The organism is Wolbachia endosymbiont (group A) of Longitarsus flavicornis (genome assembly GCF_963931955.1).
In the GTDB taxonomy this organism is placed as follows: domain Bacteria; phylum Pseudomonadota; class Alphaproteobacteria; order Rickettsiales; family Anaplasmataceae; genus Wolbachia.
The window spans coordinates 117,635-144,272 of the sequence record NZ_OZ008337.1 but is presented as its reverse complement, the minus strand read 5'-3'; the positions used below and the strand labels follow the sequence as shown (position 1 = coordinate 144,272).

Below are 26,638 nucleotides of genomic sequence, written 5' to 3'. Positions count from 1 at the left end.
CCAAAAAATCTTCTTCTTAAGCAAACTTTTTAGAAAAAGCTTGGTTAAAAATCAGTAAACAGCCCTTGCATAATTATTGGTCAAGACTTTCAAATTTCTATCTTAACTATTTAAATAGTCTATTATGCTATTATGGTGTGGTTAGTTTCTTATGAACATTTATCCAAATCGTAAATTTTGGGAAGATGATTTAGAAGTACCTGTTAACCATTTGCTTGATCGTTTTCACAATACAAAAATACGTCAGTCTTGGATAGATTCACTTTCTGGTAAGCAATTAAATATTATTTTTCAAAACTCCTTTAAAGATAAATTAAATGCTCAACTCTTTGATGATGAAAGCTACGATAATACATCTGTACAATACAAACGTAAAGTGATTGCTAATTATTCCGATTCTCTCGTTACTTACTACTTGATTACCTGTTTTGACCGTGCAAAACTAGAAGTCACTGTCAGTGAAATTGCAAGATCTGCATTAACTACGGAACTCATGAAATCCTACCTTGTAAAAAATAATAATAAATATGATAAGAAGTCTTTGCTGTTTCTACTGTTTCATGCAGATTACAATCTTTTAAAGTCTGTCTATCACTTTGAAAAAATACAAAGAAAGAGTTTCATGTCTTTTGCCTTACAAAAAATACCAAGACGACCAAGTACTCCATTTAAGGACTTTATCTCAGAGGAAATCATACAACAAATACTGAAAGAAGATAACATTAAGAGAAATGACAGTTTCGAGAATCAACTACAAGGTTTCTTCTATCATCAGAATCGTTTATATGTGTTAATACGAAAAGCTAGCGATATAGATTTGTTGTTAAATTCAAACAAAGTTATTCATGGCCATAAGGCAGAGTGGATGATTTTGGATTTTCTACTAAATGGCACTCAGGTAGATCTTGGTGCTAGAAATATTGATCAAGCTATAGAAATAGCAAATAGCATTGCAAGTTGTTACTTTGGCTGCGAATGTATTTTTGTAGATGTGCAGGATAAAAATTTCGCGGAACAGGTGCATAAATTTATAGAAACTTGTATTAATGAATCTGATTCAAATATTCGTGTTTTTGAGTTAAAGTTTCAGTCAAATCGTTTCAATTACAGCTATACTAATATCACTTTGACTGTTGCTCCATATGATCCTATTGCACCGGAATTGCATGTTTTAAAGCCATTTGTAGGAAACATAGTGCCACTTATAGAGTCGATTAAAGTAATATTTCAAGGCAAAAAGATAGGCTTATTTTTCAAGCGAAGTGATGAGTATATAGCAATTTACTACTCTGAACATCCTCTGAATAAAAGGGAAAGAGAGGATTTTAAAGCATACATAAAACAATTTTATGGTCTTACAATCTTGCCAAGAGCAAATCTCTGATCTTCTTAATTCTGGCAGCTCTTGGGTTAACCCAAATCAAAATTACATCAAAGCAGCAAGGTATTTGTCAGATCTTGAATTAATTAAGATGCAGGAGAGGTCTTACATTATCTGCTCTCGTAGACAAGATAAATTAGATTGGCCAAATATAGTTGATCCATACTGTAACAATGAGATTTTCATTGATGAGGACTTTAACGAAGCATGCGATAATATAATTTGTGAAAATTGCAACCGTGATATTTTGCCTAATACCTACAAGAAGCAAAGATTTCACCGCTTATCTGCATATTTAAACCCAGAGAAATTTATGAATTGGTTTGAAGGTCAGCTAAGTGATACAAATTTTATGTGGCAAAAAGTGGAAAGTGGAGTTTATCATGTTGGTGGACAAGGTAAGATTGTAAGTTTAATCATACTTGATTTTTGCACCAATCCAACATTCTTAACGATAGATAAGCTTAAAGCTAATCCAACTGTATTAATAATACTGAGAAAAAATCCATCAAACATACCTCTTGATTTGCCCATAGTAAAAATGGTTGACCTTTTCTTTCAGCATAAGACGTTAATTGAAGTATTCCAAGAAGCAGCACAAAGAGGAGTACTAGAGTTCATACCAAATACTTCAATGCAAATCTTACATACTGCACTTAATCTAATTGAACCTCCTAAAGAGAAGGAATTATTAAAGTTGCAATTGATAGAGGGCTCACTTTACGTAAACAATATAGAGATTCTAAATAAGAAAGCTGTAGCATGTATGAAAGTTTTGCGCGTATTATTTGAACAATTTTTGAATGATTGTAAAAAAGAATTACCCCCTGAAAAACACATGTTGCTTAGCATCACTGAAATAGAAAAGCGCCTAAATCTTGATCCAGAAGCAGACCCAGAACATTACATTAGAAAACCAATAAACACAATCCAAAGAACAATAAAAACCACTTTAGCTAAAAAGTTAGGATTAAACATCGAACGTAATGATGTGATTCAAACAGTTGGTTGGCCTGGATCATCACGTAAAGATTATGGCTACCGTATTAACCCTTTTACTTTGGTTATAAAAGCAACTCGTTAAGTTTTAGAGATACTAAATAACCAATTAAACGCCATAAGTTACGTAAAATATCGACTATACAAATCTGTCATACATTAAAAAAATTTCTTTACAACTAAAGTAAAACGTGATAAAATTAACATAAGGTCTTTCTTATAAGTTAAGACATGGTGTTAATCGGCTTTTAAGGGCTGTTATAAGCGTTCTTTAGGTCAAGGTGGTAAATTGTACCCTCGGGTCATAGAGTCTTTTTAAAATGCTATTATAAATTGTTTTGTCTTTTGTAAGCATTTGTCTTTCACTTTTAGGTCCTTCATCTTTTTTTTCAAGTTGTTCAAAATGCAATAGTAGGTTTTTCATATTTTTGTCTCTGTGTTGTATTTTTATTAGTGACTACTTTTCCAAACTTCTTTCTTTTTGCTCAAAAGTTACTATGAACCATTACTATAGTTATTGTATTTTATATTAGTTTATTATTATATCATTTATTATTATTTATATATATATAATATATAAGATTCTCGGAAAGTGGAAATCAGCCACTGTAGCGGGTTTGAGTATTACCAAATTAGCTAAATTTTTTGGAAATGGAAACGTAATATTTCTTATATTAGATGGCTAAAAATCAACGAATTTCAATAGTTTAAGTGTGAATATACTCTAATTTCCAAATCTTGATAAATTTTCCGGAAATCATGGAAATTTGGTCGTGTGGAATTCATTTTTTGTTCTTAAAACCTTACTTTCAGAGAGACAAAATGAACCCACAAAACTTTCATAAGTGAGCTTTAAGTATTTTTTAGAAGTTACCTATTTCAAACCTTCCTGCACCTAGCTTAAACTTACCTTCTCCTCTGGCAAAAGAACCAGTTTTGATATCAAGCCATTTATCCTCTTTTGAGTTTGTAGCCATACCTTTTACTATTTTTCTTTCGTTTAATAGTTCCTGTGCTAAACGTTCAAGTCTATGCCTACTAACACTATGAAATGCAGCTGGTAATCTATGCCGTTGTTGAAACACTCCTGGTCCACCTGTATGAGTAAACGGATGACCTTCTTCTGCTGACACTGCAATAGCTTGCATCAGTATCTTTTTTAAGTATTCATCAGATAATTTTCCAAGCTTAAATTCCTCAGATATATCCTCAAGCAAGCCAGTTGAGGAGCGTAAGTAAGTTCTTATATTCCTATCTGTTGCTCCATTAGACTTAACTATAGCTCCTTGGTATACTGCATTATTAACTTTACTAACCTTTAATGTATTAAACACAGTATTCTGATGCTCTTTTGAAGCAGGCCATAATGCAAAAGAACACCTAACTCCATCAACAAGTGCAGTTGTACCTCTTATCGCATCTCTTGCCTGTTCCACAGTCGTAATCGGTTCACTGCACTTGGGTTTTCTCATATGATGTGCTACAATTACAGCTGCTCCTGTTTCATTTGCTAAGTTTGCAAGTAACCCCATTGCATAATATCCCATTTCTGGATCTGAGTTTATATTAGCATGGACAAATGATACTAGTGGATCAAATACTATTAGTTTTAGATCTTTTACTTTATCTAATTGTCTACAGATGTCTTCAAATTTATCTGAAGTTTCAGGACATTTACCACGCATGTTGCTTTTCACTATAGAAAAGGGCTCTCCCGTATTTGGAATAGGTATAATAAATAATCGATTTTGATATTCTGCTCTCTTGCTACTAGGATCAAGACGATCAAGACGACGGTGTATCTCACCTGCATCATCTTCTGCTGAAAAAATCACTACTGATCCATGCTCTGTAACAAGGGAACCAAAACCACATATCTGATCTGCATCACTTGCAACCTTAAGTGCCAAGTCAAGGAGTAGCATACCTTTACCTGTATCTCCCATAGCAGCTACTATTGAGGTAACACCTAAAGGAAATAAACCTTCAACAAGAAACCTTTGTATTGGTACTGAACCTAAATAACGACTCACACTCCAGTCTAAAATGTTAAGCGGATGTTTTGTAGATCTTTCTAAACTTTTCATATTTGAAGTATTTGGAATGTCAGTAGATGGGGTATCAATAGTAAGTAAAGGAGTTGAAGCTAAAAATTCTTCAATGCTTATACCCTCCTTTACACAATCAGCAGCATCCCAACCTTTCGGCCTATCTTGTGGTATCTTAAGCTTAACAAGTGATGCAACTCCGATCTCTAAAAGCTTTTTTGCAGCATTTTCAGCATATCGTTTACCTGGTTCATCATTATCTGGCCATATAATAATGTGTTTACCTTTAAGTGGAGTCCAATCTGTCTTCTCAATAGGTGCATTTGCTCCAGAAATTGCTGTTGTTGCAGTTATTCCTTTCTCTATCAGCGCTTCTGCACATTTTTCCCCTTCAACAAAAATAACTTTATCGGATTTCAAAATACCTGGAATATTATAGAGTGGCCTTATCTTCGGTGCACCAAAGTCAGATTTTTTTATATCAAAAGGAAGATATCGCTTTCCATTATTATCATCATAACGATAGACCCTAACAATAGCTTGGCCGTTTTCATCGTAATAATCCCAATATGCAGTTGGATTACCTGCAGTTTTGTCAGTTTTGATCTTTTTAAAATGACCAAGCCATTCAGCTATAGAGTCCATTACTTCAGTAAACTCTGTTCTAGTACTTTTTCTATGCACTTCTGCCCAAAGGTCGATAATGTCACCACCTTCTCCTGTTGCAAAATCATGCCATAGGCCAGCTTCACTGCCACTTAATTCTACTACTAGACTCTTTCCTTTATCACCTTGTACATTGCCTACATAAAACTTACCACCACGAAAAATCCCTCTTGGCAATAGATAAGAAAGGCATGATCTGATATTTAACAGAAGCTGAGCTTTAAGTTGTTCTTTTTCTACTAACGGTGCATTTTTTCGTGGAGCTGCAGTATTAAAATCACAATAGATATCCATAAAATCTCCAATATATTTAAAGTTTAGAAATTTGGTTAAGCTGTAGCTATCCAGCGTCCGTTAACCATATTTATGAATTTTGTTGGTATTGGTTTGCCGTTTTTAAGTTCGTACATCAATTGCAGAGTATTCCTTTCTGGCCTAAATATCATTATTCCAGATGTATATAAACTTCTTAAAACATTAGCACCACTCAATGCTTGAAATGGATTCTTTTTTAACGTGGTTGTTGACATTTTTTTGGTGTAATGTGTAACTATTACTCCAGCAGCAGGATTAGTTATAGAGCGTAGTTCATCAATACTATTTTGCAGAAAAGAGATCATACTCCTATAATCAAAAAGAGAGTCTATCACTATAAGATCAACTGTTTTTACATCGAGATTTTCCGACATAATTTCTTTTATTTTTTCCACATTCAAGGTTAGTTTTATTTTTTGAGTGATGACTAAGTTTTCTGTCCCTGCATCAAGGGTTTTCTTGCTGATTCTTAGCTTCTGTAAGCGCTCTCTTATGTAATCATATTCCATTTCATTCTGTAGATAGAATATCTTAAGTGGCTTTGCAGGCTTCATACCAAGAAATGATACTCCAGCAGCTAAATGTACCAACATGGAAAGTAGAAAATTACTTTTTCCTATTTTGGGAGTTCCACCTATAACCAAAAGACCGCCTGGAGTTAAAATTCTTGGGCCTATTATATCTTTTGGCATTGGTGATTTATCATTCAAGTAATGCCTTGCTGAAAACGATGTAATTTTATGTTCTGTTGTGTTTTCTTTAGTATTTAACCACTTCTTAGCGGAATTTATATCACCTTTAACTAAAGTCCAAAGATCAATAATATCACCACTGATTCCTTTAGTAAAATTACGCCAATTTCCAGCTTCTTTACCCACTATTTTAACTGTAATCGTATCCCCATCACAATTGCCAACATAAGTCCTCTCTCGATAAAAATTACCGTTTGGAATTAGGTAAGGTACACACTCCTTAATATTATCAATCAATAATCCTTTTATTTCCTTTCTCTGCATAAAACCCCCATACATACTTTTCATACGTTTAGAGCTGAGATTAGCTAGCTCACAAACAGTTTCAAAAGACTCTGAATCAAACCATTTAATTGCTTCTTTCTTTAGCTCTACTGCTGCATCTTTGATAGCTCTCTCAATTACAGCAATCCAGAGCTTCTCTTCGTCGTACTTCAAAATGGCAACCAATCAACTTCAGATTGTTCTGGAGTAATAACAGTGGCAATCTTGTTTTTTTCTCCATATCGATCAGCTTCAATACCAACTTTTGCAGTAAACTCTACCCCGTTAAAATCAGCTATAGAGTTGACTTTTCTAGCAATAACTGCTTTTTCTGAAGTGTCATTTGAATGAATGTTCCGTGCTGACTCTAAAATACTTCTAAGCATAGAACGTCCAGATTCTCCCCAAGTATCTTCTCCTTCAACGCTTGCTTTGCCACTTTTAATACCAATTACTTGAAAAATCTTACGTTTTGCATATTGACCTTCAGTGACGGTAAATTCAGCGTTTAAATAGATGCTGCCGGTAGCATAGCTTTTAGTGAACCAATTTTCATAACCTCCAGGCTTTATTGCCATTTTTACCTTGACTATTGTACCTTTTGGTATTAAATTGCTCTGCAGTTTTGCGTTATTAAAATCAGTTAAAAAATCTGATAACATATTGTCTCCTATAAATTAAGTAAAAATCAGTTACTCCATTGGTCTGCAAGCTTCCAACGACCATCTATCTTATCAACAAGCTTATTTGCTACACGTTCACCATTACGAAGCTCAAATACTATTTGACGGACAGTGCTTTCCTCATCATGAGCAAACATCACCATGCCAGTGCTATAAAATCCACGTAAAGATCCAGCACCACTTAGGCCTTGAAATGGATCTTCTTCTAACATTTTTTTGGATAGTTTTTTTGTATGGTGAGTGAGTATTATGCCCGAATCTGGATTGATAACATTTCTCAGTCTTTCAAGTGTTTTTTGCAAGAAGAATAACATAGCGCTATTGTCGTTTTCATTGCCATATTCACTTGAGTTAAAAATGTTACGAAGAGGATCGACGGCAATAATATCAGGTTTGAAACGCTCTTTGATAACATTTTTAATTTCATCTATTTCTTCACTGCTGAAAGATAATTGTACTCTTGGTGTAATGATTAAGTTATTGGCAGCTATATTCAAAAGTTCGTTATCCAGTTGAAGTTGTTGCAACCGTTCTTTCATATATTCATATTCAATTTCAGTTTGCAGATAGAAAATTTTCATAGGTTTGCTTGGAGTCATACCCAAAAATGAAACTCCAGCAGCCATGTGGACAAGCCATGAAATTAGAAAATCGCTTTTGCCAATTTTAGGTGGGCCACCTAGTACCAATAAGCCTCTTTTTGTTAAAATCCTTGGTGAGATTATATCTTCTGGTATCGGTGCTTTGTCGTTTAAATACTCTTTTATGCTGAAAAAGGGAATTTTTTGACCGATATTGAAAAAGCTTTGTTCCATAATAATTATTCTCCAATTTTTAATTAAACAATAGGAGCCAAAGTTTTGGCTTTAATTTTCGCAAGTAATTTACCTAGATGTGGTTCCTCAACCATATTCAGGCAGCCACTGCGATCTTTAGCTGGGTATCCCCAAGTATTAATAGTCTGACAGACAAATGAACGTTTCTCTGTACCATCATCTTTCTTGATTCCAACCATGCTGATTACCTCATCAACTATCCCTGGAATCTCACTAGCAGTTTTAGCTCCTTCACATTGAGGTAGCCAAGTTGGACGATTGCAGTCATCGAGATATTGACCTAATGTGCCAACTATTATGATGTCTTTATCTCTGATATGTTGAAACTGATTGAGCCAAGCCATCATCTCTTGCGCAAGTATTCCGTAAGCAGCTCTCATGTCTTGCTTTCCACTTCTCTCAGAAAAAGCTTCCGGTTGCATTTTTGCCCATAAGAGACAAAGACGTGATGCTACAGTGATGCTATCAATAAAAATACATCGATATTTAGAAAACTCTTCATTGTATTTACTTGATACGTGCTCATAGTGTCTTTGGCTATACGCTTGATCAGATTTTAGTGCAGGGTTCGGACCACCAATTAGGCAGGCAATATCCCGAGCTTGATTCCAAGTACGAACACTAATTGAATCTCCCTGCCAATCTTGAACAGCAAGCAGACCTGCTTCAAAGTCAAGACATAGTGTTGGTTCACTTATAGTCTTTAAGAGGCTGGTTTTACCAATACCGTAAGGACCAAAAATTACTACTTTTATTCCTGTAGTTGTTTTCAATCTTTCATTATTGTTTAGAATTTTAAAAGTCATTTATTCACCTCAATGGTATATGTTATATATTCAGGAAAGGTAGAATTTATGTTCAATTTTTCTTTTTGCTCTTGTAGTAGATGGAAGAGAGTTTTATACGTATTTTTCTTATCATAGTATTTAAAGTAGTTCTTGATATGTTGTTCATCTTAGCAACTTCATATAAGTTAAAGTACTTGAGTTGTTCGCATATCTTTTGCATCTTTCTTGGTAGCGTTGAAATCATGTAATCTACATCAGTACGTTTCGCTACTTCATCTTCAAAAGCTTCTGTTTTCTCAATATTGACATAGTTATTAATATTGCGCTTCATACATAGTTGTTTCTCCAATAAGTTATTGGCACGACGTTCAGTTAATCTTGCTACAAAAGTGTTAAAGCTACCTTTACTTTCATCATATCTATCAAGATAAGTCCAAATTTCACAGAAAAGTTCTTGCTCAAGATCTTCATGAGTTTCATGAGCAAAGCATTCAAAAAGTTTTAATCTCTTAGCTTGATACCGTATATTTTGAACAACTATGGCAGTTTTTAGTTTCATAACTTTTCCCTAAAACAATTAATGCTTTAAGGATGAGAACTTACAGGTCCACTTTGTAGGACAGGGGCAAAAATAAATAATACAGATGCAATTTTTAACCTATTGATATTCTATTGTTTTTTTTCGAGAATAATACAGTTCGATTTTTAAATAATACTGCAACAAAAAATTAGGCAAAAATTCATTTTTTTTGGACAAAAATTTTCCAAATCCTGAATATATATTATATAAGCCTTTCAAACTCATCACAGGTGTCAATTCTTACACAATCAGGAAGAGCAGCAATAGCAGCAAGTATAAAAGAGCAGCCGATACATCTTGCCTGGGGAACAGGTGATGCAGGTTGGGAAAGCAATCATAAAGTAGAAAAAACTTTTGCAGCTGATAGCGAAATCAAGCTTGATCACCATCCCATTAAAGACGTAAAAATTTTTATCAGACAAACAACTTATCAGCCAAGTATTGATTATACAGTTGATAGTAGTACTGGTATTATTCAGTGCACAGAAAACAGCTCTATTGTAGAGAGTAGTACAGTTACTATAGAGTACGTTCAAAGCACACCACCGGAGCCCATTACTTCTCAAAAACTACTCAATGAACTTGGCAGGCGTACTGCAGACGAAGTTCTCTTCTGCACAGGTGATGAGAATGGAGAACTTGTAACTCCTTCTGGAAGGTTTAGGTCCTCAAATGTACCAACCAATAATTTGTACCTTAAATTTACTTTCGATTTCACGGACGCAGCAAATCAAGTGATAAGGGAATTAGGGGTTATGGTTGGTACTAAAATAAAAGAAGGATTACCTGAAGGACAGAGATATTTTGAACCAAAAGACGTGGAAAATCCTGGAATTTTGTTAGTTTTAGAATACACCGTACCACTTATCAGAACATCTGCAACTCGGGAAACTTTTTCATTTGTTGTAACTTTTTGAATTTTTCTAGCATAAAATGACTTTAAACGCCTATTATAACCGCTTTAATCCTGACAAAGAATACGAAAAAAGCTTATTTCTTGCTGGAAGAGGTTTGCAATCTGCAGAACTAAACGAGACTCAGGAGTATGCTCTCTCTAAGCTTAAAGGCATAGGTGATGCAATATTTCGTGATGGTGATGTTATAACAGGAAGCAATTGCATCATAGATGGGGAAAAAGTTACACTTGAGTCAGGAAAAATCTATCTTCGTGGAGCGGTGAGAAAGGTAGAGGCAAAAGAGTTTGTTATCCCGCTTAATACTACAGTTCGCATAGGTGTTTATTATCTAGAATCTACGATTACAGAACTTGAGGATGAAAACCTTCGTGATCCTGCAGTTGGTACAAGAAATTATCAGGAAGTAGGCGCAGCAAGGCTTAAAGTTTCCATCATTTGGGGATACCAAGTAGAAAGTGTTACTGTTAACTCTACAAATGGCGAATTTTACCCAATTTACAATATTGAAAATGGAGTATTGATAGAACATTCACCGCCACCACAAGCAAATATAGTAACTACAGCTCTTGCTCGTTATGACAAAGAAGCCAATGGTTCCTATGTCGTAAATGGTCTTGAAGTAATGTTCCTGCAAAAGGAAGAGGGAGAAGGAGGAAAAAAAATATTTGTGATTAATGAGGGCAAAGCTCATGTTGATGGCTATGAGATTGAACTTCCTCACAGTATTCGTGTTTCTTTTGATGAAGATCCAGATATAAAGTCAGTTGAATCAGAGCCACATACTTTTCAGCCAAATAGCCAAAGGGTAATGGAATTGAAGGTTAATGATTTTCCAATAAGTGAAATTAAAAAAGTAGATATCACTATTCAAAAAACCATTACCATTACTCACGGTTCATATTCAGGAGCTATTCCTGACTCTGCAGTACTTGAGATTATTCAAGTTAAACAAGGTAATGTTATTTATGAAAATAGTATAGACTATAAGTTAAACGCAGGAAACGTTGATTGGTTATTACCAGGCAAAGAACCAGCTCCTGGAAGTAGTTACCTGATAACCTACCGCTGTCGCACTCATATAAGTCCTGAAGATATAAGCGAAGAGGGATGTAAAGTCAGAGGTGCAGTTGATAACAGTTTGGTTCTGATTGACTACACCTGGAAAATGCCCCGCTATGATTTAATCACTATAGATGCAAAAGGAGTGGTGAGAAGAATCAAGGGAATTGCCCATCCCTGGAGACCATCAATGCCTAGAGCGCCTAGTGGACAACTTTTGCTCTGCCACATTCACCAAACATGGAAAAACGGAGAAAAAGAAGGGGTAAAAATAGTGAATAATGCTATTCATGCTGTACCGATGAATGAGCTTGAAGCAATAGACTTCTTTCAAAATTCATGTATGGAGCTCAAAATTGTGAATTGCAGCAATCAAATTAAACCTTAAACCAAAACGTTTTCGTCGGTTTCTATACCTGTCCGAGATGATTTTAAACCTTTTCAATAAGCCAATTACGTTTTCAACAATTGCCCTTTGGCTCATAAGTGCCCTGTTCTCTTTTTTTTGTTCTTTGCTTAACGGATTCTTTTTCATTTTCCTGTGCGGTAATACAACATTTTTGTGTATCTTCTGCATTCCCCTGTAGCCGGCATCAGCTAAGATTTTGGTGTCCGGTAATATTGCTACCTTTGATTCTCTAAACATCCGAAAATCGTGTTTTCTACCATTCGAGAAAGATGTGCATATGACTTTTTTACTCTTCTTCTCTGTTACTATTTGTGTTTTTATAGTATGCCTTTTTTTCTTTCCAGAGTAGAAGGGCTTTTGCTTTTTTTTGGTCTCTCTACTGGCGTTTCAGTTCCGTCTATTACTAAAACTTCATATTCTACATCACTCTTTAATAGCTCTTTTTTTCCTGGTAATGCAAAATCTGGATGTTTTATTAATATGTCTTCTACCTATCTTATTATTTTAAAACTGTTACTTTCACTCATGCCATAGCTTTGCCCAATATGAAAATATGTACGATATTCTCTTATATATTCCAGTGCCATAAGTAGCCTGTCTTCTATGCAAAGTTTACTTTTTCTTCCACTTCTAGCTTTTTTTCTTTTATCCTCCACTTCTAGAATTTCTACCATTCGCTCAAATGTTGCTTTTTTTACCCCTGTTAAACGTCGAAACTTTTCTCCTTCTAACTTTTCTATTTCCTTAGAACCTGTTCATAATCTTTTGAGGAACAAAGCAGTGAAAGCAAGAACTACCATTTGCAAGCTGGTGTTGAGTTTACGCTCGCAATTTTTCCATAACCGTCTACATTTTTCCAACCAAGCAAAAGAACGCTCTACAACCCATCTTTTTGGCAATACAGCAAAGGTATGTAATTCACTGCGTTTTATTACCTCAACAGTTGCACCAATAGTTGCTTTTATTTGTGTTGCAAAATTCTCTCCCGTATAGCCTGCATCAACCAGTACATTTTTAACTCCCGAGAGGTTTTCTTTTGCATTTTCTACCATTCTCACAGCACTGCTACGGTCAGTTATCTCTGCTGTTGTTACATAAATTGCATGTGGCAAACCTTGCGTATCTACTGCAATATGGCGTTTTATTCCTGAAATCTTTTTGCCTGCATCGTAGCCTTTTTCTTCAGCAGTATCTGCATTTTTTACACTCTGTGCATCAATTATGCAGAAGCTGGTTTTTTCTTTCCGACCATTGTTTTGTCGGACTACGCCAACTATTTTTTTTTAACACCAGCTCCAGAACACTTTCTTTATTTGCATCTGGTTTTTCACTCCACTTCTTAAAATAGTCGTAACAATTGCGCCATTTTGGAAACTCTTTTGGTAGCATTCTCCACTGACAAACGCTTTTCAGAACGTATAACACTCCACAAAATACATCATACAAATCAAGTTTTCTTGGTTTTGTTTTTTTTCTACAGGACTCTAGATCTGGTAATATAATCTCAAATCTTTCCCGACTTATATTACTTGGGTATAAACTCCTCATATATCCTAACTTATATACATTATCTCTTAGTTTATTCCTTTCTTGAGATCATGTACAGGTTCTTAGATGAAAGTTTATTTGGAGATCTTCTTTCTGATTATTCAGGGGTAAAAATAGAAAAAGATGGACCAGTGTTATCATTTGGAAGAGTAAATTTTTTCAGGTCTAGTGGTCCAGTTATTAGGATTATAGAAAACTATCTACGCGATCATTATGAACGAGCTTTAAGCAATGATATATATCGCCTAGATGTAGCAATCCTTGGAGAAACCGAGCCTCACACAAAGAATTATAACGGTATTTATGAAAGAAATCATTTGTGGTACAACTTAAAAGCACTATATCCATTACCACAGAGTTTATTACCATCGATTAAATTTGCAAAAGCGCAGATAGTATTATCGGACAGTTGGAACTTAGGAGAAACAAATGCGTGCTTTCCGGTTGGTAGCATAGAAGAAGAAGGAAATAAATTTGTATTGGGAAACGATAAACTTTCATGGCAACGTTGGAATTTAAAACACAAACCAATTTTAGAAAGGTTTAGCGTTACTCACCACTACAAAGTAGAAAATTATACTGATCAGAAGATTACAAACTATGTTTTAGCAGAACACAATGTTTACTATAAAAACGATTTAGAGCAAGAAGACTCAATACATGAATTAGAAAAGCATATTTTGGTATTTTACCCAGGAGTACTGAAATGGCACGAACATCGACATTTGCACAGAAGTTGGAAAAATAGTCAAGCAATATGTGTAATAAGTTAAATGCTTGTATTTAGATCCTCATATATTATATTAATAATAGGTAAAAGTGTATGAAATAAAAAGAAAAGGACTTGCTTTCTCATGCTAAAACGGACATAACTTGAATAGCAGCAGGTAAATATAAGAAATTTATCTAACGCTAGAAAAGCTAGTTTTGTGAGGTAAGTATGAAGTTTAGCAAAGAATCTTTTAGTAAGTTTTTTAAAGAAGTATCAAGTAACGATATTAATAAAAGAAATGAAGAAGGAGAGACGATATTGCACCAAGCAGTGGAAATCTCTGATTACAAAACAGTGAGATTATTAATAAAAAAAGGGGCAGATGGTGTGCCGTAGAGACACAAAGAATGTTCAAGTAAGAGCAAACTAAGTGCAAAAGCTGCACAGTAGATGAGGGTAGGTCCCTCGGAGCCGGTTTACAAGAGCAGGCTTCAAACAACCATAAGCTGCTTTGGTAAAGAGCCAAGGTAGTGAGCGTTATGGAAAAGGCATAATTATATGTCATGTAAGGAATAGAGAGATGAACGAAAGTGAACCACTGATGAAGTGTCGAAACCTTTTAAATGACGTCAAAACCAGGGGGTCGTTTGTAACCTGGGATAAATCTATCGGGAGCTTGTTTACTGGATAGATGGCGTCCGGCATAAAGGTGGCATGAATCTATTTCAGGCTATTGTGTGGAACTACGGGAACCTGTCGTTTCGATGATAAGGGAGAAATCCAAGGAGCTAAACTCTAAGGATGAGAGTACCGATGCGAAAAACAGGGGCGGATCAGCTCGTAGTAGTGAAGAAGTTTCTGTAATGGAAATGGAGCGAAGGAGCTGAGTTATTCAGTTTTAATTATGTATCAACCGAAAGGGAGGAGTTAATGAATAAAACAAAGTCTTTTGATATACCAAAGCAACTTATTTGTAGGGCTTATAAACAAGTATCGAAAAATAAAGGTGCGGCTGGTGTGGATGAGGTTTCGATAACAAAGTTTGAAGAAAATCTAAAAGATAATCTGTACAAACTATGGAATAGGATGTCATCCGGAAGTTATTTTCCAGAGCCGGTAAAAGCTGTTGCGATACCAAAAGATACAGGAGGGCAAAGAATTTTATGTGTTCCTTCAGTATTCGACAGGATAGGGCAAACGGCTGCTGCTATGTATCTAGAGCCGCTGGTAGAACCAAAATTTCATGAGGATTCATATGGTTATAGACCAAATAAGTCTGCACTGGATGCGGTAGATACAGCTCGTAAAAGATGCTGGAGGTACGATTGGACGATAGATCTTGATATATCTGGATTTTTCGACAATTTGGACCACGGCTTGGCATTGCAAGCTATCAAAAAGCACACAGACTGCAAATGGGTCATACTGTATGTTGAGAGGTGGATGAAAGCCCCCATTCAGCAAGCAGATGGCAGTAAGGTAGTTAGGGATAAAGGAGTTCCGCAAGGAGGTTCAGTTAGCCCAATCATCTCTAATATATTCATGCATCATGTGTTTGATATATGGATGAAAAAGAACTACCCGACAGTACCATTTGAGAGGTATGTGGATGATGCGATAGTGCACTGCAGAACAGAGAAACAGGCAGAGTTTGTGAAAGTAATGATCGAAGAAAGATTGGCTGAGTATAAGTTGAAATTGCATCCTGAAAAGACACAGATAGTGTACTGTAAGGATGACAATAGGAGTGGTGAATTTCCTAAACAAAGTTTTAATTTTCTGGGTTACACATTCAGACCCAGGTTAGCAAGAAATAAAATAGGGAAGTATTTTGTTTCATTTCTTCCAGCAATTAGCAACAAGGCCAAGAAAAAGATTACTACAACCATAAGGTCATGGAAAATGCTACGAAATACGCATATAACATTAGAGGAGATATCAGGAAAAGTAAATCCAATAGTCAGAGGCTGGTATCAGTACTATGGCAAATTTTACAGAACTGAAGTATACAAATCTCTAAAGAATATAGAGCGGCATCTAGAAAAGTGGGTGAAAAGGAAATATAAGAGACTCAGGAGTCACGGAAGACTAGCAAGACAATTTCTAGGAAAGGTGAGAAAGAGGTCTCCGGATATTTTCTATCACTGGACACTAGGGTTAGGCCAAAAGGCTGAATAATGGAAGCTGTATAAATCGAGAGGTTTACGTACAGTTTTGCGAGAGACTGGTGGGGAAGTTCCACTGGTCTACTCTCCTACTCAAAAAAGGAGAATAAAAGGTACCGATATTACGTGTGCAATAACCATTTAAGGGGAAAAGGTTGTGAATCAATAAACAGAACTATAGTAGCGGGAGAGGTGGAAAAAGAAGTAATGAGAAAGACAGAGCAGCTATATGAAAAATGGGGAGAAGAATGGAAAAATTTAAGTTTCAGAGAACAGAAAGAAGTAGTGAAAAAGTTAATAAAGGGAGTAATGGTAAAAGAAGATGGAATAGAAGTATGTTCTGAATCAGAGGAAAAATTTATACCAATGAAGAAGAAAGGAAACAAATGCACAGTAGTAGAGCCAGAAGGAAAAACAAATAATGCGCTACTGAAAGCAGTGGTGAGAGCCCATTCCTGGAAACGTCAACTAGAGGAAGGAAAATATGGGAGTGTGAAGGAGCTGAGCATTAAAATTAATATAGGTACAAGACGTATACAGCAAATTTTAAGGTTGAATTATTTAGCACCAAAGATTAAGGAAGACATAGTAAATGGGAGACAGCCAAGAGGTTTGAAGCTAGTTAATCTGAAAGAAATACCGATGTTATGGAGTGAGCAATTGGAAAAGTTTTATGGCTTAGCATTGTAATGTTTATAAAAGCAACAAGAAGAACTATGAAAACACCGAAAAAATATAGGAAGGTATTGCTGGAAAACTTAAAAATAAAAAGGGTATCCAAATTACTACTACCTCATAAGGAGCTACTGTAGAGGAACCAAGGATTATGGGAGAAGATTTTGAGGTGAAAGAGCAAACCAGTGTTACAGAAACTGACACTTAGTCATATGAGGATGTCAATGAAAATAGCGAAGATCTTCAACCTGTGTATGAAGCAGAGAAGAGGTTGTAAATGCTTTAGTAAGACACTGCCGCAAAAGAGCCAAGTACTTATGATATCCAACTTCAAACTGAATCATGTAGAGGATCTAGCAAAGGAAATTCTGTAGACATCAAAAAAGGCAACTCATCCAATTATGGCTGGTATTGTCGGTACAGTATTATTGATAAGCAGTATTGCATTGTATATCATGAAAATGCATATATTAGCGGTAGTTGGCTGGATTGTTGGATTGGCTTGCATAAGTTTTGCGTTTTATAGTAATATGAAGCCGGATACGAAACTCGAAAAATTAGAAGGTCCAGTACAGCCGGGAGTGTTAAATAAACCATACGCGTCAAGTTAAGGAAAAGTGTAAGTAAAATTAATAGAGTGAAGGAAAATAATAAGGTATAAGTTCTCTTGGATATGTGAATGAGAGAACTTACAATGGACAGAATAGCTTGCTTATCAAAAGACCTCAATGAATTCTTTAATGAAAAAGCAGACAAAATATCAATTGCAGTAGATTTTATAAAAAGAAAGAGAAAACTTAATGGCTCATCATTCATAAAAGCTATGGTCTTTGGTAACATAGGAGTTGGTGATTGCAGCATAGAAACAATGTGCCAATTGCTAAATGAAGACTCGATAGAAATTACAAAACAGGGTTTGGATTTTAGATTTACTGAAGAAGCAGTGAAATGTATGAAAAGAATGTATAATGAATCTTTAGTTTTATTTAAAAATAGCTTACAGGTTGATTGCAGAATTTTGAAGCAATTTAGAAGCATTAAGCTATTGGATAGTAGCTATATTAGCCTGCCCAGTAGCATGGAAAATATGTACAAAGGATATGGCAGTAGCTATAGAGATTGCGAGAGTAATACCAAATCAGGAATAAAGCTACAGTTAGTCTTTGATTACCTGAATCAAGCACTAGATAAGTTAAATTTAATGGAAGGAATAAGGTCGGATCAAGGTTATAGGGATTATCTGAACGGTTTATCAGCCAATGATTTGCCAATATTTGATTTGGGCTACTTTGTGCCTAGTTCTTTGAAACAGATTGATGAAGCAGGTGCATATTTTGTTAGTCGTTATAAGTCTAATACCAATATATATGATATAGAAACAAATCAAAAAATAGAGTTGTTGGAATGTTTAGAAGGTCAATCCCTTCTAGAGATGGAAGTGCTATTAGGAAAAGAAGTAAAAATTAAAGTAAGAATTATATGTCAAAAATTAACTGAAGAACAGTCTATAATTAGAAGAAGAAGGGCTAGTAAGTTAGCAAAATCACATGGATATACATCTTCTCAAAAGAATCAAAAATTTGCTGGATTGGTCGATATTCATAACTAACGTTCCAGAGAGTAAAATCAGCGCTGAACAAGTATTAACAATTTACAGGGTAAGATGGCAGATTGAATTATTATTTAAATTGTATAAGAGTCACATCAGGCTTGACGAACTTAAAGGAAAACCATACAGAGTATTATGTGAACTATACGCTAAATTGTGCGCAATTCTTATATTTCATGGAATAGTTGGTTGTATAAAACTGAAAGAGAATACAGAGCTGAGTTTAACAAAGGCATTCATTGAATTAAAAAGAAGGATTAGGGAGTTGTTTTTAGCGTTAAGCAGTAAAATTAATAATTTGAGAATTTTCCTGAAAAAACTTACCACAGACTGGTCACAATTTTCTGTGAAAGACAGATATAGAAAAACTAGAGTATCCACCTTAAGTTCATTGAATTTTCTTACCCTTGCTTCTTAACTTGACGCGTATGGTTTATTTAACCATACGCGTCAAGTTAAGAAAATAAGCCCAATATAGCAACCATTGAAGGTAGGTGCCTTATTTGTTATATTTATTTTTTAAGAAGTTTTGATCTAAAATAAGGTAAATTTTTTAAAGAATTTATAAATTACTAACTTTATTACTTAACATATAAAATAGTTTTTTTCATTTCTTTTCTTCCTTATGCCACTTTTTCTTAACTTGATGCGTATGGTTTGTTGAATGTTCCCTAAAAGGATAATTAAAATTATCTTTTTATATCTTTATTTGTTGCTACTTAAAAGTATACTATACTTGTCTCATTTTCACCATTCATACTTTTTCAACAGCCCATTATTTTAGGCAAGATCAAGGGTTATAAATTACCTTTCTTCAAGCCGATTTTCGAGATTACAATTTTATTTACCCCTTGTGAGTAGCTCTCTACAGCTGGAGTTACATTAAATTCTACTATGTTTTTATCCAAAGTTACGTCATTTACCACATAGTCAGAATTCAGAAGATCACTATAATAGCTTCCGCTTCCCCAGCTACCCTCTGATATTTGCAAATACTCTTTGTCTAGCCATATAAGAGATGTTCTCTCATGATCTTCATGAAAAAATGCTAAATTTTCATCTTCATTTCCACACGGATGAAGCACCAGCGAGTATAAGTAAAAATCATCTTTAATATGCTGACCATCTTTATTATATTTGTGTACTTCATAATAAGAGTTATCATTAACAAATTCTGAATTATTATTGAAAAAATCTATAAAGTCTGTCATAATGTTGGCCCCTTTTATTAGTAAATTACTAATAGTGTAACTAATATTTTTGTATAAGTCAATATCATTTAATTTATTAACTAAACAACCATCGCCTACAAGGCGAAGGGTTAAAATTTTCAATCAATTTGAAATTGATCGTCATCATGAACTGGCTCACCTTCCTGTATAGATATGTATTCTTGTATCACTTCATCTGTAATGGTGCCAGAGCTAACGGCTAATTGCCCACAAATGTCTTTTCCAAAATTGTTTGCGTAAGCTAGCAAACTCCTGCATTAATAACCTTGAGCTTGTCCCTTTTAAAAACTGCACAATTTTACTAACACTTTGCTGAGGTTTGTACAAAATAAACATGTGAACATGATCAACAGACACTTTGCCGGAGATAATTTGAATTTCATTTTCCATTGCAACCTGCCTCAGCAACTCTCTGGTTCTGACTGCAATTTGGCCCATAAGAATCCTTTTACGGTATTTGGGAATCCAGACTAAATGTACCTTCATGTCATATTTAGAATGTGCGTTATACCTATATCGTCGCATACGCGACATCATAACTTTTCCTTCGCCTCAAGGCGAGGGGTTTTTATATTCCCCGACGGGGGACACTAAGGGCTAATTTACTAGTACAAATGCCTTGTACAAACAGGTATATTGTGCTATAAAAAGGTAGAGCAAAATGGATTATGGCTTTGCCTAATTGGGCATTAACTGTCTCTCAACTTGATATTTTCTTTTCCAATAGATTGAAAATTGAGTTGAGCTAAAAATTCGGTTTGACACACTTTTTTGAACGTTCCCTCCGCTGAACCATGTTTTTATGTTACAGACAAAAAAGACAAACCGTTAATGCAACAAAGGCAAGTAATTCTAGCTGGTATTGTTGGTGAGGTGTTATTGGTGAGTTGTGTTGCATCTTATATTATGAAAAATACAATAGCGGTGGAATGGTTGGATTAGCTTGTATGAGTTATGCGTTGTACAGTACTCTAAAGCCAAATGCAAAACTCGAGAAAGTGGAAAATATAAAACATCCAATTGCTGGTTGATAGGAGATGATTGCTGTAAGTTGGCTTTATCTAGCTTATCGCTAGGTTTTAATATTGCATATGTAATACCACCAGCAACAAGTCCAACTACCAACGCAGCAGTCGTAACTATAGCTAATATTGATACCCAAACACCAGCGATACCACATCCAACACCTACTGTCAGTGCAGTGATAATACCCAAAGTAACACCAGTCTTTATTGCTTTGCTAGTTATTTGTTTAGTTTCTGCATTTTTTAAAAGTTGTATTATATTTTTATCTTTAGCTAGCTGTCTCGGAGTGTCACCATTCTTATTCTTTAATGAAGGATCAGCTCCTTTTGCTAACAGAACTCTAACTGTATCTAAGTGGCCATTAAAAGCAGCCAAATGTAAAGGAGTCATTCCATCTTTACTTGCTGCATTAACATCGATTCCTTCTGCTTTTACTAAAGCACTTACTATCTCTGTATGACCATTGTAAGCAGCTATATGTGATAATGCCAATTTTGCATTGTACCCTTCTGTGGTCAGTGACACACCAAATAGATGATTTATATCAAAGTCTTTCCCTTCCCACTCTTGATATGTATCTTGATCTTGTTTCTTTAATTCCTCTTTTATTGCTTCAAGTATACTACCATAGTTTGATTTTACTGCATCTAGTATCTCTTTCCACTAAAGCTATGATTCCCTCTATTAAGATGATAATTTAACAGTTACTTATTTTGATGAGAAAGTCAAATTTTTACTTTTCCTAATACTGTAAGTTATTAATGATCGCTTCAGCTAATATGGAAAGATATTAAAGATCAGCGTTGCAAAGGATTGAATTATTTACTCCTTCAAGAAAGGTCATATATTTGTGAGAACAAGCCGCGTAAAAATAGGGTTGTGAAAATAAAAGCACAAAATTATTGCGACAAAGTTAGGTAAATTAGTTCATATGTAAATGTAGTAAAAGTAGGCTAATATAGCTGATTTTAGCGTATAGTAAAGTTACTATGTGAAAAAGTTCTAATGTATCACTTGGTAGACCAACGCGTCCCGAAACAAAAAGCTCTCACGCTAGCTGGTTTTGGTTGCTGAAAATGGCTAAATTATCTAAGATTTTAACGATATATATTGCTGAATTAATAGGAATTCATTTTTGACATATAAACTCTCAGTAACCCTCATCTACCAGGAAGATCATCTGCAGAACTATGTCCTAAGTTGTCCTTTATACGAAGAACATCCTTAACTGATATAAGAGTATTTGGCCCCTGTGCACGATCATTCCATATGGCATACGACAAAACTACTGTGTCTCCATCGGTAATACGCTTATATCCTCTACATTGCAAATAACTATTTAACTGATTATTTGCCTCTTGTATTTTACTCTGTAGTTCGCCAGTATCAGCAAACTTCAGCTCTATCCCAATTGGATGAACACCACCTCTACTTTCTGCAGACCTTAATAACACCAAATCTATCTTCTCTCCTCCTCCCAACTGGAACTCTATAATTATCCTAGCTGGATTATTACAAGTATAAAACAATCCATGCAACACAGAATGAAACCCAACCTCTCGGGCGTTATTTCTATTCACTACCCACATTAACGGAAATAGCACTTTGGAAATTGCTTGAAATAATGCCTTATGCCTATTGATATCTTGCCAGCCTGTATTCATCATAACATTTGCAGTGCTGTGTATATTACTAACACCACCTATTGTTAAAAGCTCACCTTGAAAAGACTGATTGCCCTTACTCTGTAGATAATCGGCAGGTGATTGAAATGGTGTTACATCAACTGCTAAACCAAGATCATCCTCATCTCTTCTCCTTGGATTCAACGTGCATGCTACTTCATATACTCTAGCATCTGGCCAACGTGACAAGTCTAGACCTTGTATGGGAAATTGGTGAGCTAACACGTGACGAATATCAAGCACAATAATTCTTTCTTCTCCTTGCCATAATGCTCGTAAAACCATAGTTAAGGCACGATCCCCAACATTTACTTGCGTGACTCTTCCATGTGGACCTCGCATCCTATCATCATCATGGTATTTAAACAAGTGCTTATCTACATATACTTCACTTCCATCTTCCAACTCAATTCTTCTTTTTGCAAACGTAGCACTTGCAAAAGTAAATCTAGTTGTATAGGAAAATATTCTGCTGTTAGTACCTCTAATATCAGGCACAGCAGGCACACCAAAAGATGGGTATAGTAAATAGTCTCTAATACTCTCTCGAATTTCGGCCATAGATCCATTAAACAGCCTTTCTACCAAAGAAGATTCTCTTTCCAAAAAATTTTGAGTGCTAAGCTGCAAACGTTCGTTGTTGTCTAAATCAAAATTTAACCCTATACAAACGGCATCATCCGATGAGGTGTGGATGGATATAGATGAAACAGGACATCTTGTAACGTAATTTTCAGCCTGTTCCAATGCTTGATCAGCACTCTCTTCTCCAGCTTTGAGCTCGATTATAATAGGAACAGAATCTCTTAACCTATTCACACCACGTACAAGGAAAGTAATATCTGTATATCCACCTCCTACAAATAACTCAAGATAAATGCCAGCCGTGTGGCGATACCTAAAGTTCATCAAAAACCCTGACAGAAAGCCATGATAGTCTGACTCCTTGCCATTGAAATCTAGTACATGATTATATCTATTGTAGATGTCAATTATGTACTGCAAAATTCTTTTGGTAGATCTTTTCACGTTTATTCCGTTATTACTTGCTAGCCTTCCTATAAGATCTGATAAGTAGCCTTGTTGTTTAGTTCTGATGATCTCTTCAAAATCATTACATGGAGATGCTGAACCTTGAGTAAATGCTTCGCCTTCAGAAAATCGCTCACATCTTATTGCTTCCTCTTCCTCGTCTTCTCCTAGATTTTCTGCCCATACAAATGTTTTATACTCTTCCCATTCTAATTTTAGTTTTCTTCTTTTAGTACCATTCCCCTGTAGTTTACGTTCTATCCGCTGCTTCTCTTCTTCACTGAATCTTGAACCAATGCTGTTTATCCTGTCAGCAATAGTATAGCACCTTACTATTTGCCTGCCGTTTCCGTCTTCAGTTAAAATAGCAACCTTTAAATTTCCTTTCCCAGGTCTATCTGGATCATTGTCAAAACGAAAGAAAATTCTTTCACTGTCGTTTGCAATATCAGAATCAAATGCAGTAGCAAACATACCGAAAAAGAATGCTGGAAAAAAGCGACCCTTACCAACCGAGTGCAAAAAAGATGGACATTGATCCAAGAAAGACTCAAACCTTTCTCTAAACTCCTGACAATTTCCATCTAACAAATTCCTAATGAACCCGATATTCTCACCATTGTTATGCATAAAACACCTCTACCTACTATGACCAGGGAAACCACTAACACCAGGAGCCTCTAACATGGACTGCGGGTCACCAGAGTCACCAAGATCACCGCCACCTTTATGAGGAATAGACACCTTCTTATCTAACTCAGAAAACAATTCTTCTGCTAGCCCGCTGTAATTAATATTCTTCTTCATACTAGACTTTCTAACCACTCTTAAATTACCAATAATATCTCCTTTAAAGTCTCCAAAATCTTTATCTGAACAAACTTCCTTGGCAAACTGCAATATTTCTAACATCTCACCCTTTTTTACAGTTAAGCTGTCCTTATCATCATAGCGTCTGCAATCAACAATTAATTCTGCTAGTACATCTGTTATAGGATCTATATTCTTAGAAAAATCAACCGCAACCTTTTTGTGCTCATTAAAACGATCACATCTCCAAAGGACCATAAAAATTGATCTAGCTTGGACACTTAACTCAGGACTGTCTAACATCACATTTGAAAGTGAGGAAAGAAGGAGTGCATAATCCTGATGTGAGAGTATTTTTCCTGCAGGTACTGAAACTTCTTCATAGCACCAGCGCTTCACTATATCTTGAACTGTATCAAGAAAACTCCACCTGATTAACCCATTAAGAAGTGAATATACTCCCTGATCTTTTTCTGACAATTTAAGCAACAACTCACGTTTTGTTGGATTATCCATTTTATGCAGGCAAAAATCCAAAACGTTAGCACGATCGTAGTTGCATTGAATAGTAGACAAAGCAATAATCGCATTAGTAACTTCCTCTTTTCTCTCTTGCTCACTTAAACGATTATAGAAATATTCCGCTCCCTCATTCCATTTAAAACCTACAGCTTCTCGGAACCCATCTACATTGCCGTATTCTTTTAATTTTAATTCTTCAGATTCTCTATCAATCCAAAAACTAGATACAGGATCATAACTTTCCATAGAGTCTAACAGATCACTTCTTATATACTTGTTGTTGCTAGCTGCAGGTCTACCATCATCATCTACTGCATCAGGAGAAAACCTGCTCTTGTGGAGATCGAACTTTTCCTGAAAGAGATCTTTAATTTTTTCTTTCACACAATACCTACATGCCATTTTGTATCTGGAAAGCGGGTTTTCTACTTGGCTTATACTTCTTTCAGTCAATCTTTGTCCTAGAGTAGTATTATTTAATTTTATACCCGACCAACAACTTTCATCGCGAAATATGTTGTATAAGAATTGTAGCTTGTTATCTTCAAGATATTGTAACTGCCTAATGTAAGTTTTGACCCACCTTTCGATAGTCAAACGCCTTCCAGCAGCAATATTAGAATCTGGATGTTTAATGATATTCTGTAATTTCTTAAGTATTGTAGCATGGCGATCTGTCTTCCTTGGCATTGTACCCCCTATATAAAAATATTTACTGCATTATGCAAAAGTTAGAATCAAATAGCAACACTAAAATTATCAAGGACAAGAAAAATTTTATGAAAAACATTTTTTATATTTAAATATCATCTATTTTGCACTTAACTGATGCGTAGAATTGGTGAGAAAATCAAATAGGCCATAGCGAGAATAGCGGAAGAGTTAGATGTAGGCTTTAATATATTAGACTAATGGATAAAGAAGTATAATAAGTTGAAAAGCGCTCTAAGGGAGCTACAGTACTTAAGCTTTTTCCTTGAGCTGTGAAATATCAGCTTGAGAAAGGCCTGTAGATTCAGCTATTAAGTCAACAGACACGCCAGCCTTAAGTAGGTTTTTGGCCACATCTATTTTAGCTTGTTTTTCGCCCTCTTCCCTACCTTTTTCTGCACCAATTTTAATACCTTCCGCTTTACCTTTTTCCTGGCCGATTTGGATGCCTTCTTGTCTACCTTCTAGTTTAGCATCATCGAGTTTTTGTTCCAAGATAGCAGCTTCTTTCTGTAAATCCATTACTCTTTCTTCATATGCTAATAAGTCCTTCTCATTCCAATGAAATTTATCTAACTCATCATATGCTAACTTTATTATCGGTGATTTTTCTGCTATTTTCCTTAAATCTTCATCAGTTGTTTCTTCTGCATATTTAAAGAAAAATAGCCAACGATCTACTACATTTTCTAGCTGCTCTTCTCTGTTCTTAGGAAACTTTGGTAACTCAATGAAAATAAATTGAAAATCTTTTAAGTCATGCTCATTAGTTTTTTCATCTCTTATGGTATGGCTAGATATATAATCAAGCTTATCAGGAAATAAATTACAATTGGAAATAGCAATAAAGAAAACCTTCTTTAAATCAATGTACTTACCACCTTTATCAGCCTGCCTTGAGTAAGCCTTAGCAGCATATAATTGCGCCCGTTTTTCGAAGCCTTTATCACGAGCGAGTTGCATCTCAATCACGTATCTGGCCCCAGTGGAATCTCTGCACAGAACATCGACAATACTCTGCTTATCAGAGGCAATTTCAGGGTCCATAATGGTGCTAAGGAATTCGACTTCTTGTATAGTATTTATTTCAGTAAACCCCAAAATATCATTCAAAAATTGGATAAGGATATTCTTATTTTTTTCAGTACCAAAAATTTTCTTAAATGTTAAATCAAGCTTAGGATCTAAAAATTTTGAGAGGGCCATGAGAAAGT

The 26,638-nt window shown here is 35.2% G+C and carries 18 protein-coding genes and 8 pseudogenes; 12 read left to right on the top strand and 14 right to left on the bottom strand.

The genetic code is table 11. The features are described 5' to 3' along the window. Nucleotides 1-151 precede the first annotated feature (151 nt). The gene (locus AABM58_RS00665) at nucleotides 152-1,384 is read left to right on the top strand and encodes a hypothetical protein (protein WP_264376971.1); all 1,233 of its coding nucleotides are present in this window, start codon (nucleotides 152-154) and stop codon (nucleotides 1,382-1,384) included. Then, nucleotides 1,350-2,465, top strand: coding sequence for a hypothetical protein (locus tag AABM58_RS00660; protein WP_338405991.1), 1,116 nt, complete (start codon nucleotides 1,350-1,352; stop codon nucleotides 2,463-2,465). Before AABM58_RS00665 ends, AABM58_RS00660 begins: the two co-directional genes overlap by 35 nt. A 778-nt stretch (nucleotides 2,466-3,243) precedes the next feature. Here the strand turns inward: AABM58_RS00660 and AABM58_RS00655 are convergent. The 6 genes from AABM58_RS00655 to AABM58_RS00630 are packed head-to-tail and all read right to left on the bottom strand — an operon-like array spanning nucleotide 3,244 to nucleotide 9,291. Next, complete coding sequence (locus AABM58_RS00655; RefSeq protein ID WP_338405990.1) at nucleotides 3,244-5,388, bottom strand: AAA family ATPase; 2,145 nt, start codon at nucleotides 5,386-5,388, stop codon at nucleotides 3,244-3,246. Nucleotides 5,389-5,423: 35 nt separating this feature from the next. Further along, nucleotides 5,424-6,611 carry an AAA family ATPase gene (locus tag AABM58_RS00650; protein WP_338405989.1) on the bottom strand — a complete coding sequence of 396 codons (1,188 nt, stop codon included), beginning with the start codon at nucleotides 6,609-6,611 and terminating at the stop codon, nucleotides 5,424-5,426. Then, nucleotides 6,596-7,087, bottom strand: a complete 492-nt coding sequence (locus AABM58_RS00645) for a hypothetical protein (protein ID WP_338405988.1) — start codon at nucleotides 7,085-7,087, stop codon at nucleotides 6,596-6,598. Before AABM58_RS00645 ends, AABM58_RS00650 begins: the two co-directional genes overlap by 16 nt. Before the next feature lie 26 nt (nucleotides 7,088-7,113). After that, on the bottom strand, nucleotides 7,114-7,923 hold the full coding sequence (locus AABM58_RS00640; RefSeq protein ID WP_264377112.1) for a helicase RepA family protein: 810 nt from the start codon (nucleotides 7,921-7,923) through the stop codon (nucleotides 7,114-7,116). 23 nt (nucleotides 7,924-7,946) lie between these two features. Further along, nucleotides 7,947-8,750: an ATP-binding protein gene (locus AABM58_RS00635; protein ID WP_264377111.1), complete on the bottom strand. Its 804-nt coding sequence runs from the start codon at nucleotides 8,748-8,750 to the stop codon at nucleotides 7,947-7,949. 52 nt (nucleotides 8,751-8,802) lie between these two features. Beyond that, nucleotides 8,803-9,291, bottom strand: coding sequence for a sigma-70 family RNA polymerase sigma factor (locus AABM58_RS00630; RefSeq protein ID WP_264377110.1), 489 nt, complete (start codon nucleotides 9,289-9,291; stop codon nucleotides 8,803-8,805). A 251-nt stretch (nucleotides 9,292-9,542) separates the two neighbouring features. Here AABM58_RS00630 and AABM58_RS00625 point away from each other — a divergent pair, with 251 nt between their 5' ends. Together AABM58_RS00625 and AABM58_RS00620 are read left to right on the top strand one after the other, a co-directional pair. Beyond that, a complete protein-coding gene (locus AABM58_RS00625; protein WP_338405987.1) occupies nucleotides 9,543-10,229 on the top strand; it encodes a hypothetical protein in 687 nt (228 codons plus the stop codon). Nucleotides 10,230-10,245: 16 nt separating this feature from the next. Then, a pseudogene (locus AABM58_RS00620) lies at nucleotides 10,246-11,610 on the top strand (DUF4815 domain-containing protein); the annotation flags it as partial. 15 nt (nucleotides 11,611-11,625) lie between these two features. Here AABM58_RS00620 and AABM58_RS00615 read toward each other — a convergent pair. Beyond that, nucleotides 11,626-12,437, bottom strand: a pseudogene (locus AABM58_RS00615) (IS5 family transposase). A gap of 15 nt (nucleotides 12,438-12,452) precedes the next feature. Beyond that, nucleotides 12,453-13,245, bottom strand: a protein-coding gene (locus AABM58_RS00610; RefSeq protein WP_338405927.1) for an IS5 family transposase whose coding sequence is annotated in 2 segments (ribosomal slippage) — nucleotides 12,453-12,980 and nucleotides 12,982-13,245 — 792 coding nt in all. Because the reading frame shifts where the segments join, the coding sequence is not laid out codon by codon here. A 62-nt stretch (nucleotides 13,246-13,307) separates the two neighbouring features. Between AABM58_RS00610 and AABM58_RS00605 the strand changes: the two are divergent. From AABM58_RS00605 to AABM58_RS00575, 7 genes and pseudogenes are all read left to right on the top strand, one after another. After that, nucleotides 13,308-14,018 (top strand): annotated as a pseudogene (locus AABM58_RS00605) (phage tail protein); the annotation flags it as partial. 167 nt (nucleotides 14,019-14,185) lie between these two features. Then, nucleotides 14,186-14,341: pseudogene (locus AABM58_RS00600) on the top strand (ankyrin repeat domain-containing protein); the annotation flags it as partial. 380 nt (nucleotides 14,342-14,721) lie between these two features. Beyond that, nucleotides 14,722-14,844: a hypothetical protein gene (locus tag AABM58_RS00595; RefSeq protein WP_338405986.1), complete on the top strand. Its 123-nt coding sequence runs from the start codon at nucleotides 14,722-14,724 to the stop codon at nucleotides 14,842-14,844. A gap of 43 nt (nucleotides 14,845-14,887) precedes the next feature. Beyond that, a complete protein-coding gene (gene ltrA / locus AABM58_RS00590) occupies nucleotides 14,888-16,135 on the top strand; it encodes a group II intron reverse transcriptase/maturase (protein WP_338405985.1) in 1,248 nt (415 codons plus the stop codon). Nucleotides 16,136-16,206: 71 nt separating this feature from the next. Further along, nucleotides 16,207-16,812: pseudogene (locus tag AABM58_RS00585) on the top strand (recombinase zinc ribbon domain-containing protein); the annotation flags it as partial. A 440-nt stretch (nucleotides 16,813-17,252) separates the two neighbouring features. Further along, the gene (locus tag AABM58_RS00580; RefSeq protein WP_338405984.1) at nucleotides 17,253-17,408 is read left to right on the top strand and encodes a hypothetical protein; all 156 of its coding nucleotides are present in this window, start codon (nucleotides 17,253-17,255) and stop codon (nucleotides 17,406-17,408) included. An 83-nt stretch (nucleotides 17,409-17,491) separates the two neighbouring features. Then, nucleotides 17,492-18,824 (top strand): annotated as a pseudogene (locus tag AABM58_RS00575) (IS4 family transposase). A gap of 379 nt (nucleotides 18,825-19,203) precedes the next feature. Here AABM58_RS00575 and AABM58_RS00570 read toward each other — a convergent pair. Continuing rightward, complete coding sequence (locus AABM58_RS00570; protein ID WP_338405983.1) at nucleotides 19,204-19,740, bottom strand: hypothetical protein; 537 nt, start codon at nucleotides 19,738-19,740, stop codon at nucleotides 19,204-19,206. After that, nucleotides 19,737-20,163, bottom strand: a pseudogene (gene tnpA / locus AABM58_RS00560) (IS200/IS605 family transposase). The gene AABM58_RS00570 and the pseudogene tnpA overlap by 4 nt, the downstream one beginning before the upstream one ends. 76 nt (nucleotides 20,164-20,239) lie before the next feature. Here tnpA and AABM58_RS00555 point away from each other — a divergent pair. Continuing rightward, nucleotides 20,240-20,387, top strand: a pseudogene (locus AABM58_RS00555) (IS256 family transposase); the annotation flags it as partial. Nucleotides 20,388-20,514: 127 nt separating this feature from the next. Here AABM58_RS00555 and AABM58_RS00550 read toward each other — a convergent pair. From AABM58_RS00550 to AABM58_RS00535, 4 genes are all read right to left on the bottom strand, one after another. Continuing rightward, nucleotides 20,515-21,189: an ankyrin repeat domain-containing protein gene (locus tag AABM58_RS00550; RefSeq protein WP_338405981.1), complete on the bottom strand. Its 675-nt coding sequence runs from the start codon at nucleotides 21,187-21,189 to the stop codon at nucleotides 20,515-20,517. A 635-nt stretch (nucleotides 21,190-21,824) separates the two neighbouring features. After that, complete coding sequence (locus tag AABM58_RS00545) at nucleotides 21,825-24,011, bottom strand: hypothetical protein (RefSeq protein ID WP_338405980.1); 2,187 nt, start codon at nucleotides 24,009-24,011, stop codon at nucleotides 21,825-21,827. 9 nt (nucleotides 24,012-24,020) lie between these two features. Further along, nucleotides 24,021-25,403 carry a hypothetical protein gene (locus AABM58_RS00540; RefSeq protein WP_338405979.1) on the bottom strand — a complete coding sequence of 461 codons (1,383 nt, stop codon included), beginning with the start codon at nucleotides 25,401-25,403 and terminating at the stop codon, nucleotides 24,021-24,023. Nucleotides 25,404-25,676: 273 nt separating this feature from the next. Continuing rightward, on the bottom strand, nucleotides 25,677-26,630 hold the full coding sequence (locus AABM58_RS00535) for an Rpn family recombination-promoting nuclease/putative transposase (protein WP_338405978.1): 954 nt from the start codon (nucleotides 26,628-26,630) through the stop codon (nucleotides 25,677-25,679). Nucleotides 26,631-26,638: the final 8 nt, after the last annotated feature.

Coding starts and splice junctions, on each gene's coding strand:
- AABM58_RS00665 (WP_264376971.1), top strand. CDS start 152: ATGAACATTTATCCAAATCGTAAATTTTGGGAAGATGATTTAGAAGTA.
- AABM58_RS00660 (WP_338405991.1), top strand. CDS start 1,350: ATGGTCTTACAATCTTGCCAAGAGCAAATCTCTGATCTTCTTAATTCT.
- AABM58_RS00655 (WP_338405990.1), bottom strand. CDS start 5,388: ATGGATATCTATTGTGATTTTAATACTGCAGCTCCACGAAAAAATGCA.
- AABM58_RS00645 (WP_338405988.1), bottom strand. CDS start 7,087: ATGTTATCAGATTTTTTAACTGATTTTAATAACGCAAAACTGCAGAGC.
- AABM58_RS00640 (WP_264377112.1), bottom strand. CDS start 7,923: ATGGAACAAAGCTTTTTCAATATCGGTCAAAAAATTCCCTTTTTCAGC.
- AABM58_RS00635 (WP_264377111.1), bottom strand. CDS start 8,750: ATGACTTTTAAAATTCTAAACAATAATGAAAGATTGAAAACAACTACA.
- AABM58_RS00630 (WP_264377110.1), bottom strand. CDS start 9,291: ATGAAACTAAAAACTGCCATAGTTGTTCAAAATATACGGTATCAAGCT.
- AABM58_RS00595 (WP_338405986.1), top strand. CDS start 14,722: ATGATAAGGGAGAAATCCAAGGAGCTAAACTCTAAGGATGAGAGTACC.
- ltrA (WP_338405985.1), top strand. CDS start 14,888: ATGAATAAAACAAAGTCTTTTGATATACCAAAGCAACTTATTTGTAGG.
- AABM58_RS00580 (WP_338405984.1), top strand. CDS start 17,253: ATGAAAATGCATATATTAGCGGTAGTTGGCTGGATTGTTGGATTGGCT.
- AABM58_RS00545 (WP_338405980.1), bottom strand. CDS start 24,011: ATGCATAACAATGGTGAGAATATCGGGTTCATTAGGAATTTGTTAGAT.
- AABM58_RS00540 (WP_338405979.1), bottom strand. CDS start 25,403: ATGCCAAGGAAGACAGATCGCCATGCTACAATACTTAAGAAATTACAG.
- AABM58_RS00535 (WP_338405978.1), bottom strand. CDS start 26,630: ATGGCCCTCTCAAAATTTTTAGATCCTAAGCTTGATTTAACATTTAAG.